13 protein-coding genes are annotated in these 17306 nt (G+C 29.9%); 9 read left to right on the plus strand and 4 right to left on the minus strand.

Going from position 1 to position 17306, the window contains the following annotated elements:
* Positions 1-264: 264 nt before the first annotated feature.
* Positions 265-456 carry a hypothetical protein gene (locus ACKTTV_RS11920; RefSeq protein WP_408031063.1) on the plus strand — a complete coding sequence of 64 codons (192 nt, stop codon included), beginning with the start codon at positions 265-267 and terminating at the stop codon, positions 454-456.
* A gap of 656 nt (positions 457-1112) precedes the next feature.
* On the opposite strand, the gene ACKTTV_RS11925 is transcribed toward ACKTTV_RS11920, so the two are convergent.
* The 3 genes from ACKTTV_RS11925 to ACKTTV_RS11935 form a co-directional block, all read right to left on the minus strand.
* The gene (locus tag ACKTTV_RS11925) at positions 1113-1577 is read right to left on the minus strand and encodes a helix-turn-helix domain-containing protein (protein ID WP_408031064.1); all 465 of its coding nucleotides are present in this window, start codon (positions 1575-1577) and stop codon (positions 1113-1115) included.
* Between the two features lie 576 nt (positions 1578-2153).
* Positions 2154-3470 carry a sensor histidine kinase gene (locus tag ACKTTV_RS11930; RefSeq protein ID WP_408031065.1) on the minus strand — a complete coding sequence of 439 codons (1317 nt, stop codon included), beginning with the start codon at positions 3468-3470 and terminating at the stop codon, positions 2154-2156.
* A complete protein-coding gene (locus ACKTTV_RS11935; protein ID WP_408031066.1) occupies positions 3470-4840 on the minus strand; it encodes a sigma-54-dependent transcriptional regulator in 1371 nt (456 codons plus the stop codon). The genes ACKTTV_RS11930 and ACKTTV_RS11935 overlap by 1 nt, the downstream gene beginning before the upstream one ends.
* Before the next feature lie 160 nt (positions 4841-5000).
* Between ACKTTV_RS11935 and ACKTTV_RS11940 the strand changes: the two genes are divergently transcribed.
* The 8 genes from ACKTTV_RS11940 to ACKTTV_RS11975 all read left to right on the plus strand — a co-directional run bounded on the left by ACKTTV_RS11940 (position 5001) and on the right by ACKTTV_RS11975 (position 15789).
* Positions 5001-6248 (plus strand): efflux RND transporter periplasmic adaptor subunit, encoded by a 1248-nt coding sequence (locus ACKTTV_RS11940; RefSeq protein WP_408031067.1) that lies wholly within the window; start codon positions 5001-5003, stop codon positions 6246-6248.
* Between the two features lie 18 nt (positions 6249-6266).
* Positions 6267-7622, plus strand: a complete 1356-nt coding sequence (locus tag ACKTTV_RS11945; protein WP_408031068.1) for a hypothetical protein — start codon at positions 6267-6269, stop codon at positions 7620-7622.
* Complete coding sequence (locus ACKTTV_RS11950) at positions 7619-8011, plus strand: hypothetical protein (RefSeq protein WP_408031069.1); 393 nt, start codon at positions 7619-7621, stop codon at positions 8009-8011. The genes ACKTTV_RS11945 and ACKTTV_RS11950 overlap by 4 nt, the downstream gene beginning before the upstream one ends.
* A gap of 27 nt (positions 8012-8038) precedes the next feature.
* Complete coding sequence (locus ACKTTV_RS11955; RefSeq protein WP_408031070.1) at positions 8039-8740, plus strand: ABC transporter ATP-binding protein; 702 nt, start codon at positions 8039-8041, stop codon at positions 8738-8740.
* 45 nt (positions 8741-8785) lie between these two features.
* Entirely contained in the window at positions 8786-11203 is a 2418-nt protein-coding gene (locus ACKTTV_RS11960) for an ABC transporter permease (RefSeq protein ID WP_408031071.1), read from the plus strand.
* Between the two features lie 2 nt (positions 11204-11205).
* On the plus strand, positions 11206-13626 hold the full coding sequence (locus tag ACKTTV_RS11965) for an ABC transporter permease (protein WP_408031072.1): 2421 nt from the start codon (positions 11206-11208) through the stop codon (positions 13624-13626).
* Between the two features lie 70 nt (positions 13627-13696).
* Complete coding sequence (locus ACKTTV_RS11970) at positions 13697-14443, plus strand: head GIN domain-containing protein (protein ID WP_408031073.1); 747 nt, start codon at positions 13697-13699, stop codon at positions 14441-14443.
* Positions 14444-14601: 158 nt separating this feature from the next.
* Complete coding sequence (locus tag ACKTTV_RS11975; protein ID WP_408031074.1) at positions 14602-15789, plus strand: hypothetical protein; 1188 nt, start codon at positions 14602-14604, stop codon at positions 15787-15789.
* Between the two features lie 25 nt (positions 15790-15814).
* On the opposite strand, the gene ACKTTV_RS11980 is transcribed toward ACKTTV_RS11975, so the two are convergent.
* Positions 15815-17236, minus strand: coding sequence for a cytochrome P450 (locus ACKTTV_RS11980; protein ID WP_408031075.1), 1422 nt, complete (start codon positions 17234-17236; stop codon positions 15815-15817).
* Between the last annotated feature and the right edge of the window lie 70 nt (positions 17237-17306).

A 17306-nucleotide genomic window follows, 5' to 3' on the forward strand; every position in this document is an offset into this window, starting at 1 on the left:
TTAATAAATAGTTAGAACGTACCAAACAAGCTTTTTATAGAACACTCTATTTGGCATATATTTAATCATCTATTTCACATATTGATTTGAATCTGCCAAAAATAAACTCGCTATTTTTTAGTAAACAATTTGAAATAATTTTATAACAAACTCAAAATTATGAGGTTATGAAAAACTATATAGACCTTTTTCGTGTAGATATAGTATGACATAGGCGTTACCGAAAAGCCTTAAAAAGAGTAGGGTAATTTAAAATTAATTATTATGTTAAAATCTATTTCAAATTTAGGTGCTGTTTTAAATAAAGCAGATCAAAAAAAAATTAACGGTGGTGCAATAAATTGTCCAGAGGGAACAAGATACACCTGCTACACTCGATTAATTAATGGAGTTCTTAAAACTGTATATTGTCACTGTTTAGCCATAGCGAATCCATATCCAGATTTAGATATGTAATTCATTGGATAAGTTTATATAAGAGTCTTTTCTTAAAATAAATTTGTTAAAGTTTCATAGTGGTTTCTCAGCATATAGAGAACAATAAATGAAATCATAAAAAGACTAAGCTATATAATGTAATTATTAACAATCGTTCAAAATAATATTTGGGCGATTGTTTTATTTTGCCCACCATTAAAATGAATAAACTAAGAGTTAAATATTTCTAATGTAAAAATTAGACAGTGATTAAGTTAGAAATAAAAGATTTTAGGGGCTCTGAGAATGGCGTATTTGAATACAATATGGATCATTGTCCAGTATATTCAATTTTGAGTTTTTTAATGAATGGGTTATTTATAATAGAATTGCTAATAAATTATTATTCTTTAGGTTTAGTAAAGTTTCAGTTGGTTTTTTTTAGTTTTAATGGAGTTTTAGTTGATGTATGTATAATTTATAGAGTTCGTTTTTTTACGTCGAATTTTTAAAATCAACCAATTTTAGTCCTCGGATAACAGAAAAATGGAATAATTTGTCTAAAACTAAAACTATGGGTTCAATTATTATGTTTGAGTCATAAAGAATCATATAATACCAAAGAGAGTAATTACTACGAGAAAACGAAACTAATTAAGATTGAAAAATAGTTAACATAACTATGAAAGTTTATTTTATTTATTGAACTCATCAAAACTACCATCGTTATATAGTAATATCACTTTAATTAACTTTTTTCCAGTATTAACTTCTATAGCTTTTTGCTCAATGTTCTTCGTGTTATTATCCAGCTTATTATCGGAAAAAAGAGTAGGGACATCTTGTGTGTTTTCAGTATTTACTGTTTCTGTGATTGGTGGTTCCGTGGCTATTTCTTGTTTTATTTCGTGTGTTGGTTTTTCAAATTTTTGTTTTGATTTTGGAAAATCGCCTTCACCATTTAGTAACCAGTAGAGGTCAACTTCTGGAAATTTGTCAATAATTTTTAAAACAAAATCCAAGCTAGGTTTATTTCTACCAGACATTAAATGTGAAATACTTGATTTTGGAACACTAATACTATCAGCAAAAGTTGACGATGTTAAACCATAATACCTGATAACTTCTTTTATTCTTTCTATAAATCCTAATCTATTCACAATTGTAACAACTTTATTTAGTATACAAATGTAAATAAAACTTATTATAACCGCAAATAATTCTAAATTCTTATAAATGAACTTATTATATTAAACAAAAACTTGATGTAATGATATATAATAACCTTAAAAACAGCAAGTTACATGTTTTGTATAAGAAAAAACTATACAGTAGGGAGTAATTCCTATTTTTACTTGTTTTACAATTGTAACTATCACTTAACGAGGAGTAGATATGTTTTATAGAGTTTACAATTGTATTAAACCTCTAGTATGGTCTTTAAAAAATTGAAAATAGATTATATCGTTATATAAAAAGCTCTCTTAACTTGTAAGAACTTTTTTATATAGAATATAGGAGGGAAAACGATATTAAACAGCTTTATATAGACTTATATTACCAAATAAGAGTAACAAAGGTGAGTATATATACACATAACACGGTGCATAGTGGCTATATATTAAATAATTGCTCCTTATTGAATGTTATAAGCTATAAATATTAATAGAATACGCCATAAAAACATAATGATGTACAGTATAAGTCTGTTTACAAATGTAAATTACATATATAAACTATAAAAAGGTAACTTGAAACTCAGTATATTCTTTATTAGATACAAAGCTTATAGTACCATTATGTGCTTCTATTATACTTTTACTTAGAGTTAGTCCTATTCCCGCACCATTCTTTCTAGTAGTATAATACGGTACAAAAACATTTTCCTTAATATCTTCAGATATTCCAACGCCGCTATCCTTAATAAAAAGGTGTGTTCTTTTTTCATTTTGGACAAGTCGAATCTCTATTACACATTGTTTACAATTGTAAACAGCATAAATAGCGTTGGAAATCAAGTTTATGATTACCTGTTCGATTTGATGTTTATCTCCTTGAATATAATAATCACTAATATCATCAAATGAAACCTTTATCTTCTTTTGCTCAAATTCAGAGTTAAATAAAATCAATACTCCTCTAATCAATTCTGAGAGATTCAATTTTGTCTTTTTGGGAATTGGTAATTCCGCTAACTTACGATAGTTATCTACAAAAGTTGTTAAATCTTGAGACCTACGCTTTATAATTCTTAATCCTTGTGATAATTCTTCAAAGGTTTCATCCGAATTATCTACATGAATAAGTGAATCTAAGTTTTGAGCCAAGCTACTTATTGGAGTAATAGTATTAATTATTTCATGTGACATCACATTCATTAATTTATACCAAGATTCTTTTTCTTTTTTATCTATTAACTGTTGAATGGTTTCCAGAGATACAATTAAATATTCATGTTCATTGGTTTGTGACAATGACGTTTTCAGAAAAAAAGTTTCTTTCTTTTCATTTACGCTAATGGTAACCGTGTGCTTTATTTCTCTCCAATCCACCAAAAATTCTTTAAGAGGCCCTATTTTTTCCTTAAGCAACTGCCATTTATAGTATTTTGGAATATTCAAAAAATCGACAAAAGCGTGATTTAGCTGAAATACTTCTACGGAATCATTAAAATCCTTTCTCAAGATTAACATACCAAAGGGTAAACTCTCAATAATATTAGTAAATACTAACTTTTCCGAAGTATTCTGTAAACTTTTCTTTCTATTTTTTTCTAAAAGCAAGGCCGTTTTATGATACAAAACATTTTTTCTTTTAGTAGTCGATATTGTATTGGTATAATCTTCATAAAGTAAACAATCTATTGATTTTTCAATATCGCCAAGAATTTTTTTCAAATAATCTAGAAATAAGAATATTTGAAAAATGAGTATTAAGGAAAATCCAATACCATTGATAACATAATTGTTTCTAAAAAAATTAACCAGAACAACTCCATTAATAGTAAGAAGTAAAATTCTTATAAGTATTTGTATATATTGAGGTCTTCCCATTATAACTCATGTTTTTCTAAACGTCTATATAACGCAGCTCTTGTTAAACCTAGATCCTTCGCTGCTCTAGAAATATTCCCTTGATGCTTTTGTAGAGCCTTTTGTATCAATAACTTCTCGGTTTCTTCAAGATTTAAATTATCACCTAACGAAGTGTCTATTTTTTTTCCGGAAAAATGCAAATCATGGATTTGAATAATAGTATCGTCGGTAATAATTACAGCTCGTTCAACAATATGTTCAACTTCTCGAATATTTCCAGGCCAAGAGTAATTTTTTAATCCATTAATGGCCTCATTTGAAAAGCCTTCGATGCTTTTTCTATATTTATTATTTAACTTTTTCAAAAAGTAATTAGCTAATAACAAGGTGTCATCTTGTCGTTCTCTTAGAGGTGGAAGGTTTAATTCGATCGTATTGATTCTAAAAAGTAAATCCTGCCTAAAAGTTTGCTCATCAACCATTTCATGGATAGGAGCATTGGTTGCACAAATAATTCTAACATCTATTTCCCTTTCTTTTCCTTCTCCTAAACGAGTAATTTTTCTATTCTGAATTACCGTTAATAACTTGGATTGTAAGTGAAGAGGGAGGTTTCCAATTTCATCTAGAAATATGGTACCTCCTTTGGCCAATTCAAACCTACCAATAGTGTCTTTATGAGCATCTGTAAATGCTCCTTTTACATATCCGAATAGTTCGCTTTCGAACAAATTTTCATTTAATGCTCCTAAATCGACATGAATAAAGGGGGCATTTTTTCTATCGGATTCCAAATGAATTTCTTTAGCAAACACATATTTACCTGTTCCATTTTCGCCTAAAATTAAAATATTGGCATCAGTAGGGGCCACCTTTTTTACCAAACGGATGGCAGATTGCATTGCTTCTGAATTACCAATAATATGTCCAGCTTTTTTATGAAAATCTAAATTATCTTGGTTCTGAACGGTTTCTAATTGAACTGTTTTTCTTTTCGAGCGTGCCAATTCAACACCAACATTTACTACACCGTAAAGTTTCTCAGTATTCCAAGGTTTCAAAATAAAATCGGAAGCACCTTGTTTAATGGCGTCAACAGCTAAATTTACAGAACCGAATGCCGTCATTAATATCACAGTAGTTTCAGGACTGAGTTCCTTTATGTACTTTAACCAGTACAAACCTTCTTTACCATCTTCAAAACCAACACGGTAGTTCATGTCAAGTAGAACAACATCAATAACAGAGCTATTTAGGTGGTTTCCTATTTTTTTCGGATTGTTACTAGTAATAATTTCAGTAAAATATTTCTTCAAACTAATTCTAGCCGAAAACAAAATATCATCGTCATCATCTACAATTAATATGGTAGCTTCTTTTTTTCTCATAGTACATAAATAATATTTTGTTTGAATACGGACAAAAAAATGTTCATAAATGAACACTTGATTTCTCTTTACAACGCTTAAGTTGTTGATTTACAGTGTTTTGTTACTTTGTTTTTTTCTTGGCATGTTTGTCGCTTTACTATGGTCAAACAAGAAAAAAATGGATAAACTAATTCAACCAAAAAATAAAAAAGTTAAAAAAATGCTACTTATTAGTATTCCTATTATTTTAATCATCGGGCTAACTTTAATGAATCTAACAAGAAAGAAACAAGTCAATATTGACAGAGACTCGTTAATAATTGGCGAAGTAAAAGAAGGAGAGTTTGAAGATGTAATTTTATTTAGTAGTACGGTTGAGCCAAAAACATCAGTTTTAGTCAATGTTATTCAAGGAGGATCTGTTTCAGAAATATTTGTTGAAAGTGGACAGCAAGTTAAAAAAGGGACTCCTTTATTAAAAGTTTACAATCCCAATGCAGAGTTAAACTACCTAACTCAAGAAACGGCAATTGTTGAACAAATAAATAACTTACGAAATATAAGAGTAAGTATCACTAACCAACAATTAAATTTAGACCAACAGTTAATAGGTATTGATAATGATTATAGAAATGCAAAAAGACAGTACACACTTGACACTACCTTATATAATAAAGGAGTAGTTGCGAAAAATGATTTCGAAAAATCGGAACAAGAGTTTACTTTTCAGAAAAAGAGGAGCAATGTAATTAAGAAGAGTGTTAATGAAGAAAAGAAAAACCGAGTAACTCAACTGTCTAGAATAAATACATCTATTGCCAATATGCAAAAAAGCTTGGATTTGTTGAGGAAAAACAAGGAAAACTTTGTGGTAAAGGCTCCAGTAAATGGATTATTATCTTCTTTCAATCCAGTTTTGGGTCAAAACTACAATCAAGGCGAATCTGTTGGAAAAATTGATGTACTAGATGGATATAAGCTTGTTGCTAATGTAGACGAGTACTATATTTCTAAACTTCAAAAAGATATTAAGGGAACTGTTTCTACAAATAACCAAAATTATAATATCAAACTTCATAAAATACACCCAGAAGTTGTTAATGGTAGGTTTATGATTGAATTATTATTTCAAAATGATTCCTTATCTGCTGATATAAAGAGAGGAATGACCTTAAAAAGCAAGGTGTTCTTGTCAAACAATAGAGAAGCTATTTTACTACCAAAAGGCCAGTTTTTCCATGAAACAAACGGACAATGGGTCTTTGTCTTGAACTCTGATAACAGGGCTGTTAAAAGAACTATAAAGTTAGGAAGAGAGAATCCTTTTTACTACGAAATTATAAGTGGTCTTAAGCAAGGAGACCGAGTGATAACTTCTGGCTATGAAGATTTTAAAGATGTGGAAGAAGTTAATATTAAAGGATAATTTATACTAAAAACAACTATGAATACTGCCAAAATTTACGATTTGAAAACAACCTATATATTCATGATTAAACTATTATTGACCATATTAACTATTATGTTCTCAAGCTGTCAAAAAACAAGTAATATTATAACTTCAGATATAGATAATTTTTGGAATGCTTACGATAAGATAAGGGCAACTAAAGATTCTACTCTTCAATACAAATATCTAGATAGTTTGTATTTCAAAAAAGGAACCGAAGGCTTAAAGACAATTAGGCTTGTTAGGAACTATACAGCAACAGATTATATCAATGCTATCAATAAATATCCATTGTTTTGGTCATCGATTAGAAAGAATACGTTGAAAGCTAATCAGTTTAGTAAAGATTTAGATAAAGGGATTGAAAAATTAAGAGATATTTATCCAGAACTGAAACCTGCGAAAATATATTTTACAGTAGGAGCATTTAGAACACCAGGAACAACTTTAGATAGCTTAGTACTTATAGGAAGTGAGTTTGCTATGGCTGATAAAACTACAATAACTTCTGAATTTCCAAAAGAAATTCAGAAGGGAAGAAGAACCTATTTTGACTCCAATCCTATTAATGACATAGTTCTCTTGAATGTACATGAATACGTTCATACGCAACAGAAAGCGATGGTTCACAATATATTATCACTAGCTATGTATGAGGGTGTTGCAGAATTTGTTTCTACAAAAGTAATGAACGTACCTTCCGCTGCTCCAGCTATTGAATATGGAAGAAAAAATAAAGAAAAGGTAATAAAGAGGTTTGAAGAAGAAATGTTTTATCCAGTGAACAAAGATAAATGGTTATGGGGTGAACCTCATTTAAATGAGTTCAAAGTAAGAGATTTAGGGTATTATATTGGTTTTCAGATGTGTGAAAACTTCTATAATAGTTCCAAAAATAAAAAGACGGCAATTAAAACTTTAATTGAACTGGATTACAATAATGAAACTGAAATAGAGAATTTTGTTAATTCTACAGGCGTTTTTACTAGGACTCTCGAGGAATTATATAATAGCTTTGAAAGTAAAAGACCAGTTGTAACTTCTTTAAAACAATTTCAAAATAAAGATATAAACGTTAGTCCTAATATAACTGAAATCACTGTTGAGTTTTCGGAACCATTAAATGGATATAATACTGGAGTAGATTTTGGGGAATTGGGAAAAGAAGCTTTTCCGGGAGGAACACTTAAAGGTAGAAAATGGGGGAGTCAAAATAAATCTTGGACGATTCCTGTAAAGTTAGAACCTGGAAAACACTATCAAATATTAATTTCAAACAACTTCAGAACAGAAAAAGGAGTTCCTCTTAAACCTTTTCTTATAGATTTTAAAACTAATAAAACATTATGAAAACGCTAAAAGTACTATCGATCATTATGTTGGTGTTGAGCTTTTTAAGTTGCTCAAAAACGAGTTATAATGGAATTCGAGTAAAAAATTGGAAAATGAAAATGGATCAGCATGAATATAAAGTTAGTTTTACCGATTTTAATGGCAGCACACAACAAGAATTACCAATAAAAAATATAGAAAGTTTAACTATCGTGATAAATTCTAAAATTGAAAAAGGTAAAGTTTATTTTCAATTGGTTGATCATGAAGAAAAAAGTATTTGGAAAGAAGAAATAAACACTATTAAATCAATAGAAAAAACAATTTTAATAAACTCAAATAAAACATATCGAATTAAACTATATGGAGAAAATGCCACAGGTAATTTTTCTTCAACATGGGATTAAATTAACAAACGAAACACAATATTAATTATGATAAAAATAACAGATTTAGTAAAAGTATATAGAACAGAAGAAATTGAAACAACAGCTTTAAATAGACTGTCGTTAAAGGTTGAAAAAGGGGAGTTTGTATCTATAATGGGAGCTTCTGGTTGTGGGAAATCAACACTGTTAAATATAATAGGTTTATTAGATACTCCTGAAGATGGCAGCTATCTTTTTGACGGAGAAGAAGTATCAAAATATAGTGAAAAAGAAAGAGCAGGTTTGAGAAAAGCCAATGTCGGTTTTATATTTCAAAACTTTAATTTAATCGATGAGTTAACCGTTTTTGAAAATGTAGAACTCCCTTTAATTTACAATAAAGTAAAATCTTCTGAAAGAAAGGAAAGAGTTAACAAAATGCTTGATAGAATGGGAATCTCTCATCGTGCAAAACATTTTCCTTTACAATTATCAGGAGGACAACAACAGCGTGTTGCCGTTGCTAGAGCTTTAGTTACAAACCCAAAAATTATTTTGGCAGATGAGCCTACTGGAAACTTAGATAGTAAGAGTGGTAATGATGTAATGGAACTACTTACTGAATTGCATTCGGCAGGTGCAACAATAATAATGGTAACACACTCTTCATACGACGCAAAGTTTTCTTCACGAATTGTTACGTTAAAGGACGGTGAAATTGTTTCGCAAAAAGAGAATGAACAAAAAATTGATGTACTCGTAAAGTAATCAGTATTAAAAGTCAATAAAAGAATAACAACCAAATAAGGTCATATGTTTCAAACATGGTTTAAAATATTTTTTAGAAATCAAAAGAAAAACTGGTTAAACGGAATTGTAAATATCTCTGGGCTAACTTTAGGATTTTCAGCTTTGCTTTTAGTAATCCTTTACTTGAATGAAGAAAAGAGCTATAATCAATGGAATCCTAATAAGGATATTACTTACAGAGTAAATATTAAACAAGCAAAATCAGGAGAAGTATGGTATACAGTCAACCCAGGAATGTATCTTACATATCCAAAAGAGATACCTGAGGTTAGAGAGGCCATTATGATAAGGCCGTTTTATAAAAGTAGAGTTGTTCAGTATAATGATGTTTCAGAATTTAACGATAAGACAATAAGTACAGAACCACATTTTTTTGATTTTTTCCCATTTGAAATTGTACAAGGATCAGCTCAAAAATTCGCGGAAACAAGAAACAATATAGCATTGTCAACTGCCTACGCAGAGCGCATTTTTAAAGGAGAAAATGCGATTGGGAATTCAGTAAAGATTAACGGAGATAATTACTTTGTTACCTGTGTATATAAGATTCCTAAGAACTCTCATTATGAACCTGACTTATTAATGCAATTCGAAGCTCCGTTTGAAGTTCATTGGGGAAATCACAATCACGAATTGTTTTGTAAAATACCTCAGGGAAGTGATTTAGGGCATGTAAAGAAAAAAATGGAGCAAATACTTGTTGATGTTTACAGAAGATTTGCTGAAGAAGAAGGGGTGAGTGTTGAAGAGTTTAATGAAAAATTTGGAATACCTACTATTCTATTAGATAAATTGGATACTATATACTTGCATCCTACTGCTAGAAGAGCTGGACCAAGTGGAACAGGAAATTATCAACTAATTATGATTCTTCTTGGGTTATCTACTTTGTTAATAATTATTTCTTGCGTTAATTTTATTAATTTATCCGTTGCATCTGGTAATCAAAGAGCTAAGGAAGTAGGTGTGAAAAAAACTCTTGGGTTCACAAGAAAAAGTTTATTGTTTCAGTATATGTCTGAAATTGTAATACAAGGGGTAATTTCGTTTTTATTTGCAATGATCATTGTTGAGCTAGCACTTCCTTTCTTTAATGAATTCATGCAGACTAAAATTTCAATTTTACAGCCAAAGTCTATTTCATTACTATTCATTGTAGTTGTAATAACGTCATTATTAATAGGATTAACTCCTGCGTTGTACTTATCTAACTTTAAATCAATAGAGGTATTAAAAGGAAATGTTTCTAAAAGTAAAAAAGGAAATTTTGTTAGAAATGCTATGTTAGGGCTACAATTTTTAATTTCAGGGTTCTTTATAATTAGCATTTTTATTGTTAGCTCTCAGGTTAATTATATGATGAAAAAGGATTTAGGTTTTGATAAAGATCAAGTAATTACCTTAGACCTTTACAGCATAGGAAATAAATATGACAAATATAGGTTAACCAAAAAAGAGTTAATAAAAAGCCCAAATATTTCTACCATAACAGCAAGTATGTTCGTTCCGGGCGAAGGTTTTGTCAATGGAACTTCATTAAGGCATTTAATTAATGAAAAGCAATTCAATTGTGCATCTAATCTGATCGATTATGATTATATAGATTTTGCTAAACTTACCATATTAAAAGGGAGAAAGTTTTCAAAAGAAATAGCCTCGGACAGTATTAATAAAATTATTATAAACGAAACAGCTGCAAAGCAATTAGGAATCTATAAAAAACCAATTGGTGAAAAGGTAAGATTAGGTTGGCAGGAAGATGAAGAGCCTTCTTTAGAGGTAATTGGAATGATAAAAGATTATCACTTTGATGGTTTTGATACTAAAATTAGCCCTATGTTTTTGGTGCTTTGGGAAGATTTTAACCATGCAAAAGGATGGATTTCGGCAATTCAGTTCAAAGTAAAACCAAATAATATAGATCAAACAATTAGCGAAATTGAAACATTTTGGAAAACCAATATTGACGCAAAGTATCCTTTTACATATCAATTTTTAGATAAGAAGTTTGCCGAGACCTATAAAAAGTATAGAAAAGAACAAACGATGTTTTTTATCCTTTCTATCATTGTAATAACAATTGCTCTATTAGGATTATTTGCCTTGGCAACCTTAACAATACAACAACGATTAAAAGAAGTGGCTATAAGAAAAACTTTAGGTGCTTCAGTCAATGATATCATGTTTCATTTAGTTAAAGTATTCTTTAAAATAACGCTGTTGGCTTCAGCTTTATTAATTCCAATAGCATATTATTTTATGCAAAGTTGGTTAAATAATTTTGTTTATAGAATCAACATGCCTTTATGGCCTTATTTAATTACACCTTCTATTCTTTTGACTTTAGTATTTCTCGTAGTAGGATTCAAAGCATTTAAAGCAACCAAAATAGATTTAATTAAGCATTTAAAATTCGAATAATTATGTTCCAAACATGGTTTAAAATATTTTTCAGAAACCAAAAGAAAAATTGGTTAAATGGAATTGTAAATATATCAGGATTAACATTAAGTTTAGGAGTATTAGTTCTTGTACTTCTTTACTTTAATGATGAAAAATCATATAACAAAGAAAATTCAGAAAGGAGTGAAATTTATCGTGTAGTTCATGATATGTCTCACGGAGATATATGGGCAACCAGTACCACAATGGAAGGACCAGCCTATAAAAATGACATACCGGAAGTTGTAGATATTTATATGAGTAGATCGTGGTATAGCTCAAAACTTATAGATACTGGAAAGAAAAAACACTATACAAATAAGATTATGGAAGGTCAAGCTTCTTTCTTTGACTTTTTTCCATTTAAAATCACAAAAGGCTCAATAGCAAAGTTTAAGGAGGTAAAGAACAACGTTGCTATTTCAGAAACTTTAGCTAAACAATATTTTGGTACTACGTCCGTAATAGGAAAAACCTTAAGTTTTGATGAAAGAATTTTTACAATTACTACTGTTTTCAATATAGAAGGAAAGCACTATATGGAACCAGATTTGGTTATTCAATTTAATGAATATCCAGAAGGGAACTGGGGGAGTTATTCATATGGGCTCTTAGTAAAAACAACAAAAAACAGTAAAGTTGAGGAGATTCAAAATAAAATGAATCAAGTTTGGTATAAAAATCAAGTGCTACCAGAAGCGGAGGAAGATGGTATTACTCCCGAAGAATGGGCTGAAAAATTTGGAACAAAAATTCTCTTAGAAAGCTTTGAAGACATTCGTTTAAAAGCCTATACAGGGGATGCAGGACCAGAAGGAAAAGGAAACTACCAACTTATTATTATATTACTTTCACTTGGAGTATTACTTCTAATCATTTCATGTGTAAACTTTATCAACCTTTCTATTGCTTCTGCAGAGCAACGTGCTAAGGAAGTAGGAGTGAAAAAAACATTAGGAATATCAAAGTCTTCTCTCATAACCCAATACACTGCCGAAATTTTACTTCAAGGTACAATTGCTTTCGTGTTTTCTTTAATTTTAGTTGAGTTGGTATTACCTTCTTTCAATGAATTTATGATAAAAGACATTACGTTAGTTGATGAAGTAGGAGTAATCTTTAATATATTTTTAACCACCATTGTGTTATCATTAATCATTGGATATATACCTGCCTTTAAGCTATCAAGATTCAAATCTTCTGAAGTGTTAAAAGGAAATATTACAAGAAGTAGAAGAGGAATCATAATAAGAAATATTATGTTAGGACTTCAATTTTTAATTTCAGGCTTTTTCCTTACAGCTTCTATCATTATCTATAAACAGGTAAATTATATGATGGAGAAAGACTTAGGTTTTTCTGGAAAACAAGTTCTTTTAGTACAAATGAATGACAATCGTTCAGAAAGATATGATAAATATTTAGTGGCTAAAGAAGAATTAGTAAAGCACCCAAATATCATAGAGGCTACCAGTAATTTTTTCGTTCCAAATGGAGGTCGTTCAAATTCTACGAACACAAACTACAAAGAAAAAGTAGTGAATTCTAACGGAAATGCTATTGATTTTAATTACCTAGATATGGTTAAGATAGATATTGTAAAAGGGAGAGGTTTGCAGGAGAAATTTGCATCAGACACTATTAAAAATATTCTGATCAACGAAGCAATGGCAAAAGGGTTAGGAATTTATAATGATCCAATAGGGAAGAAGATAGAAGTTGGATACCTATCTCCTGAAGATGATAATAAGTACAATGTTGTAGGAATGGTAAAAGATTACCATGTATTTGGACTCCAAAGAGAAATTCCTCCAACATTCTTTTTTCACTGGAATACTTTTGGATGGATGAAACAGTATAATTTTTATAATATCCAGCTTAAAATTAAACCTGAAAACATTCAGGAAACTATTAAGTTCGTTCAAAAGTATTGGAAACAAAATATTGAACAAGATTACCCTTTTACTCATGAATTTTTGGATAAAAATTTTCAAAGGACATTTACAAAATATCAAAAGCAAAAAACGATGTTAACTATCTTAACTACTATCGTTATTTTAATATCTTTATTAGGGTTATTTGCTTTAGCAACTTTAACCATTCAACAACGTTTAAAGGAGGTTGCAATTCGTAAAACATTAGGAGCTTCGGTACAGGAAATTATGTTCCAGTTAATAAAAGTGTTTTTAAAAATAGCCATTTATGCTACTGTTGTTCTTATTCCATTGAGCTTCTATTTTATGCAAAACTGGTTGGAAAATTTTGTATACCGAATTGATATGCCGTTTTCACCTTATATAATTACGCCAGTTGTACTAACGCTATTAGTATTTATGGTTGTAGGGGTAAAAGCTTATTTAGCTACTAAAGTAAATTTAATCAAATACTTAAAGTTTGAGTAAACGTTAGTTAAAGTGTCACAAATGAAAAAAAGAATTGTCTTTTTTATATCAATCATTAAAATCTAAATGTATGAAGCTTAAATTCACCTCTGTTTTTGTGCTATTATTCTTGATGAGTATCATAGCATCCGCTCAAGAAAGTATTGAACTTAATAAGAATTTTAATAAAATTATTGTAAGTCCACATATTGAAGCTGTTTTTAAACAAGGAAACACTCCTAGTATCGTAATTGAAGATATTAGTGTAGCAAGAGATAAGTTTAAATATGAAGTAAAGAATGGAACACTTCAAGTATACTTAGAAGGAGCTAAAACATACACTAAAAATAAGAAAGTATATCATGACGGGTATAAAAGAAAAGTTCCGTTGTATAAAAATAGAGTAGTAGTGCTAACAATAACGTATTCCGAAGTTGAAGTGTTTTCTGTAAGAGGAGAAGAAAAAATCACTTTTGAAACACCTGTAAAACAAGAGGAATGCAAGCTTCGCATTTATGGAGATTCCGAAGTAACAATAAACGAAATAGATGTTGATAGATTAAGTGCCACAATTTATGGAGAAAGTTATCTGAAGTTAGAAAAAGGGAGTGTAAACAAACAAAAAATAACTGCTTATGGAGCTAGTAAAGTTATGGCTTATGATATTGCTTCTAAAGAAACTAAAGTAACCGCTTACGGAGATGGAACTTATCAAGTAAATGCTTCTGAAAGAGTAAAAGTAACTTCTTATGGAGAGGCTAAAATATTGTACAAAGGAGAAGCTAGTTTAAAAAAAGGGATTGTTATTGGAGAATCTACAATAAGTAAAGTAATGTAGTACTTATCATAAAAATGATAGTACAATTCTTTATCGAGATAAATAAACAATTATTTAGATCTGGTCTAGTAAGTAAATTTAAAATAGTATAGTTTTGTCAAATGATAAAAGTTTGGTATCTTTTTTGAAACACCAGATAAACGAAACTATACTATTTTATGAGAAAAACAATGCTGTTGATGGCGGTTTGCTTGTGGATTTACGCATGTAGTAGTGTAAAATCAACTCAAGAGGCTATTAATAAAGGAAACTATGATGAAGCGATAAAGTTATCGGTTAAAAAGTTGGTAAGTAATAAGTTTAAGGAAAAAAATCAACCTTATGTGGTTATGCTACAGGATGCTTTTATTAAAGCAACTTCAAGAGATCTTTCTAAAATTGACTTTTTAAGAAGAGATAGCAATCCCGAAAATTTAGAAGAAATCTTTAATGTTTATAATGGTTTAAAGAGAAGACAGGAAAAGATTAGACCATTGTTACCCTTGAAAATTATTTCTACTGGAAGAAATGCTGTTTTTAATTTTAATAATTATGACGAAGATATTATAGCAGCAAAAAATGATCTATCAGAATACTTATATGTAAGGGCAAAATCTGTTTTTGATTCGAGAAATAAGCAGGATTACAGGGCTGCCTATAAGGAATTTGAATACATTGATAAAATTAATCCTAATTATAAAGATGTTAGAAATTTGATGAACGAGTGCCATCAAATTGGAACTGACTTTGTTTTTGTTTCTCTTGAAAATAAAACAGATAAGGTAATTCCAACAAGATTAGAGGACGACTTGTTAAATTTTGAAGCCTATCATTTAAACGATTTTTGGACAGTATATCATAATGAAATGCAACCAAGGCTAAAGTATGATTATACACTCGAATTATTGTTTAGAGATATTATTATTTCTCCAGAACATATTTATGAAAAGGAATTTGTGAAAGAAAGACAAATAAAAGATGGATTTAAATATGCGGTTGATGCCAATGGTAATGTAAAGAAGGATAGTTTAGGAAATAAAATTAAAGTGGATAAATTTATTACTGCTAGATGTAATTTTTATCGATTTACTCAATCTAAATCTGTTCAGGTTGTGGGCCAAGTAAGATATTTTGATAACGCCAGCAAGCAGTTATTGGAGTCTTTTCCATTGCAGAGTGAGTTCATTTTTGAACACACATATGCTACTTCCGATGGAGATAGAAGAGCCCTTGAAGATAGCTTTATAAATTTATTAGCATTGAGAGCGGTTCCTTTCCCTAGTAATGAGCAGATGATTTATGATGTTGGAAAAGATGTTAAACAAAAATTAAAATCGATTATATCACGAAATAGAATTCGAAATTAATCAATATATAATGGTAGTTAGTGCGCTAACTACCATTTTTTTTAAACGTCAATTTTAAATTCTCCGGGCTTACGGTAAAGGCAAAATTTCCTTTTATATCTTTTGGATCTCCTTCTAATTTTACTTCAAAATTCTTGCAAATCCCTGATATTACTGACGTCATTTCTATAACAGATAAATGCATACCTGGACATAATCTTGCTCCTCCGCCAAATGCTTTAATGGACTTTGGGGAGTGATTTTGGTATGGACATGAAGAAGAAATCCATCGATTAGGATCAAATTTTTCTGGTTCAGAAAAGTATTCTTCAGTTTTTGGGGTGTAACTATTTTGTAAGATAATCGTTTTATTTTTCGGAATAAAAAGGTTGTCTATAGTAACATCTTTATTCGCTTGAAAAATTAATATTGGTGTAGTTGGATTCATTCTTATGGCTTCTTGTACAGCCGCTTTAGCATAATTCAGTGATGAAACTTGCTCATAATTTTCTGGAACATCTGAAGAATAGGTATTCTGAGCCTCCTCGCGTATTTTTTCTATAAATAGAGGTTCTTGCGATAGATAAAAAAGAGTCCAAGCTAAGGTGTTTGAAGTAGTGTCTTCGCCAGCAAGTAACATTGCGACGACATTTCCATATAAAACATTGTCATCAAAAACACTTCCTTCCTTTTTACTTTCAATTAGCATTGCTTGTAAAAAATTAGTTGGATTGTTTTCTAAAGAAGTGTCGTTTTCAAGTGTTGTTTTGGCTTCTTGAATAAAACCATTAACAATTTCTTTAATTTTATTCAATGAATGAACTAGCATTTTATCTTCTTTGGAAGGAAAATAGCGCCATACAGGAAACGCAGATGACATTCGTTCATTAATTTTTGGAAAGAGTAGTTCAAGCTCATCTTGGAAGCGATCTTTCTGATTGTTAATTGTATTTAATTTATAGCCAAAGGCTATTTCAGTAGTTACGTCAATTGTAAATGCCACGAATTCATTGAGTATTTCAACAGGTTGATTATCTTCAGCGTATGAAGATATTTTATGGATTAAATTTTGATTTCTTTCTTTAATAATAGGGTAGTAGCTTCTGACTCTTTTTACATTTAAAGATTCGTTGACAACCTTTCTTTGCTTTTTCCAAAATTCCCCTTCTGCATTAAAAACAGTATGAAGTCCCATTTCAACAAAAACTTCATTGATTGTCGAAAGACGTCTAAAATTTTCAGGACGTTGTTTCAGTATTTGATTATTAAATTGATCATCAGCAGAAACTAACAATCTTGAAGGTCCGAATTTTAGTGTGTAGAGTTTACCAAGTTCTTTTGCCCATTTTTCTAAAGTAAGGTGGATATTCTTTTTTTTAAATTCTCTTATATGTCCAAGAAGTATTGTGCCTTTAGGACTTTTTAAATTTTTTAATGTTCGTAGCGTGGTTTGGTTGGAGGTATTCATTACTTAAAGTTAAAGTAGTGAATATAAGTAAAATATAGGTGTTTTATATGTAGGTAAAGAGAAAAAAAAC

This window comes from Tenacibaculum xiamenense (assembly GCF_964513065.1).
Lineage (GTDB): Bacteria > Bacteroidota > Bacteroidia > Flavobacteriales > Flavobacteriaceae > Polaribacter > Polaribacter xiamenense.

Bases quoted from the DNA above. Each gene is read 5' to 3' on its own strand.
- ACKTTV_RS11950 (WP_408031069.1), top strand. From the start codon at position 7,619: ATGAAAACGCTAAAAGTACTATCGATCATTATGTTGGTGTTGAGCTTT.
- ACKTTV_RS11955 (WP_408031070.1), top strand. From the start codon at position 8,039: ATGATAAAAATAACAGATTTAGTAAAAGTATATAGAACAGAAGAAATT.
- ACKTTV_RS11980 (WP_408031075.1), bottom strand. From the start codon at position 17,236: ATGAATACCTCCAACCAAACCACGCTACGAACATTAAAAAATTTAAAA.
- ACKTTV_RS11975 (WP_408031074.1), top strand. From the start codon at position 14,602: ATGAGAAAAACAATGCTGTTGATGGCGGTTTGCTTGTGGATTTACGCA.
- ACKTTV_RS11970 (WP_408031073.1), top strand. From the start codon at position 13,697: ATGAAGCTTAAATTCACCTCTGTTTTTGTGCTATTATTCTTGATGAGT.
- ACKTTV_RS11945 (WP_408031068.1), top strand. From the start codon at position 6,267: ATGAATACTGCCAAAATTTACGATTTGAAAACAACCTATATATTCATG.
- ACKTTV_RS11965 (WP_408031072.1), top strand. From the start codon at position 11,206: ATGTTCCAAACATGGTTTAAAATATTTTTCAGAAACCAAAAGAAAAAT.
- ACKTTV_RS11930 (WP_408031065.1), bottom strand. From the start codon at position 3,470: ATGGGAAGACCTCAATATATACAAATACTTATAAGAATTTTACTTCTT.
- ACKTTV_RS11920 (WP_408031063.1), top strand. From the start codon at position 265: ATGTTAAAATCTATTTCAAATTTAGGTGCTGTTTTAAATAAAGCAGAT.
- ACKTTV_RS11960 (WP_408031071.1), top strand. From the start codon at position 8,786: ATGTTTCAAACATGGTTTAAAATATTTTTTAGAAATCAAAAGAAAAAC.
- ACKTTV_RS11940 (WP_408031067.1), top strand. From the start codon at position 5,001: ATGGATAAACTAATTCAACCAAAAAATAAAAAAGTTAAAAAAATGCTA.
- ACKTTV_RS11935 (WP_408031066.1), bottom strand. From the start codon at position 4,840: ATGAGAAAAAAAGAAGCTACCATATTAATTGTAGATGATGACGATGAT.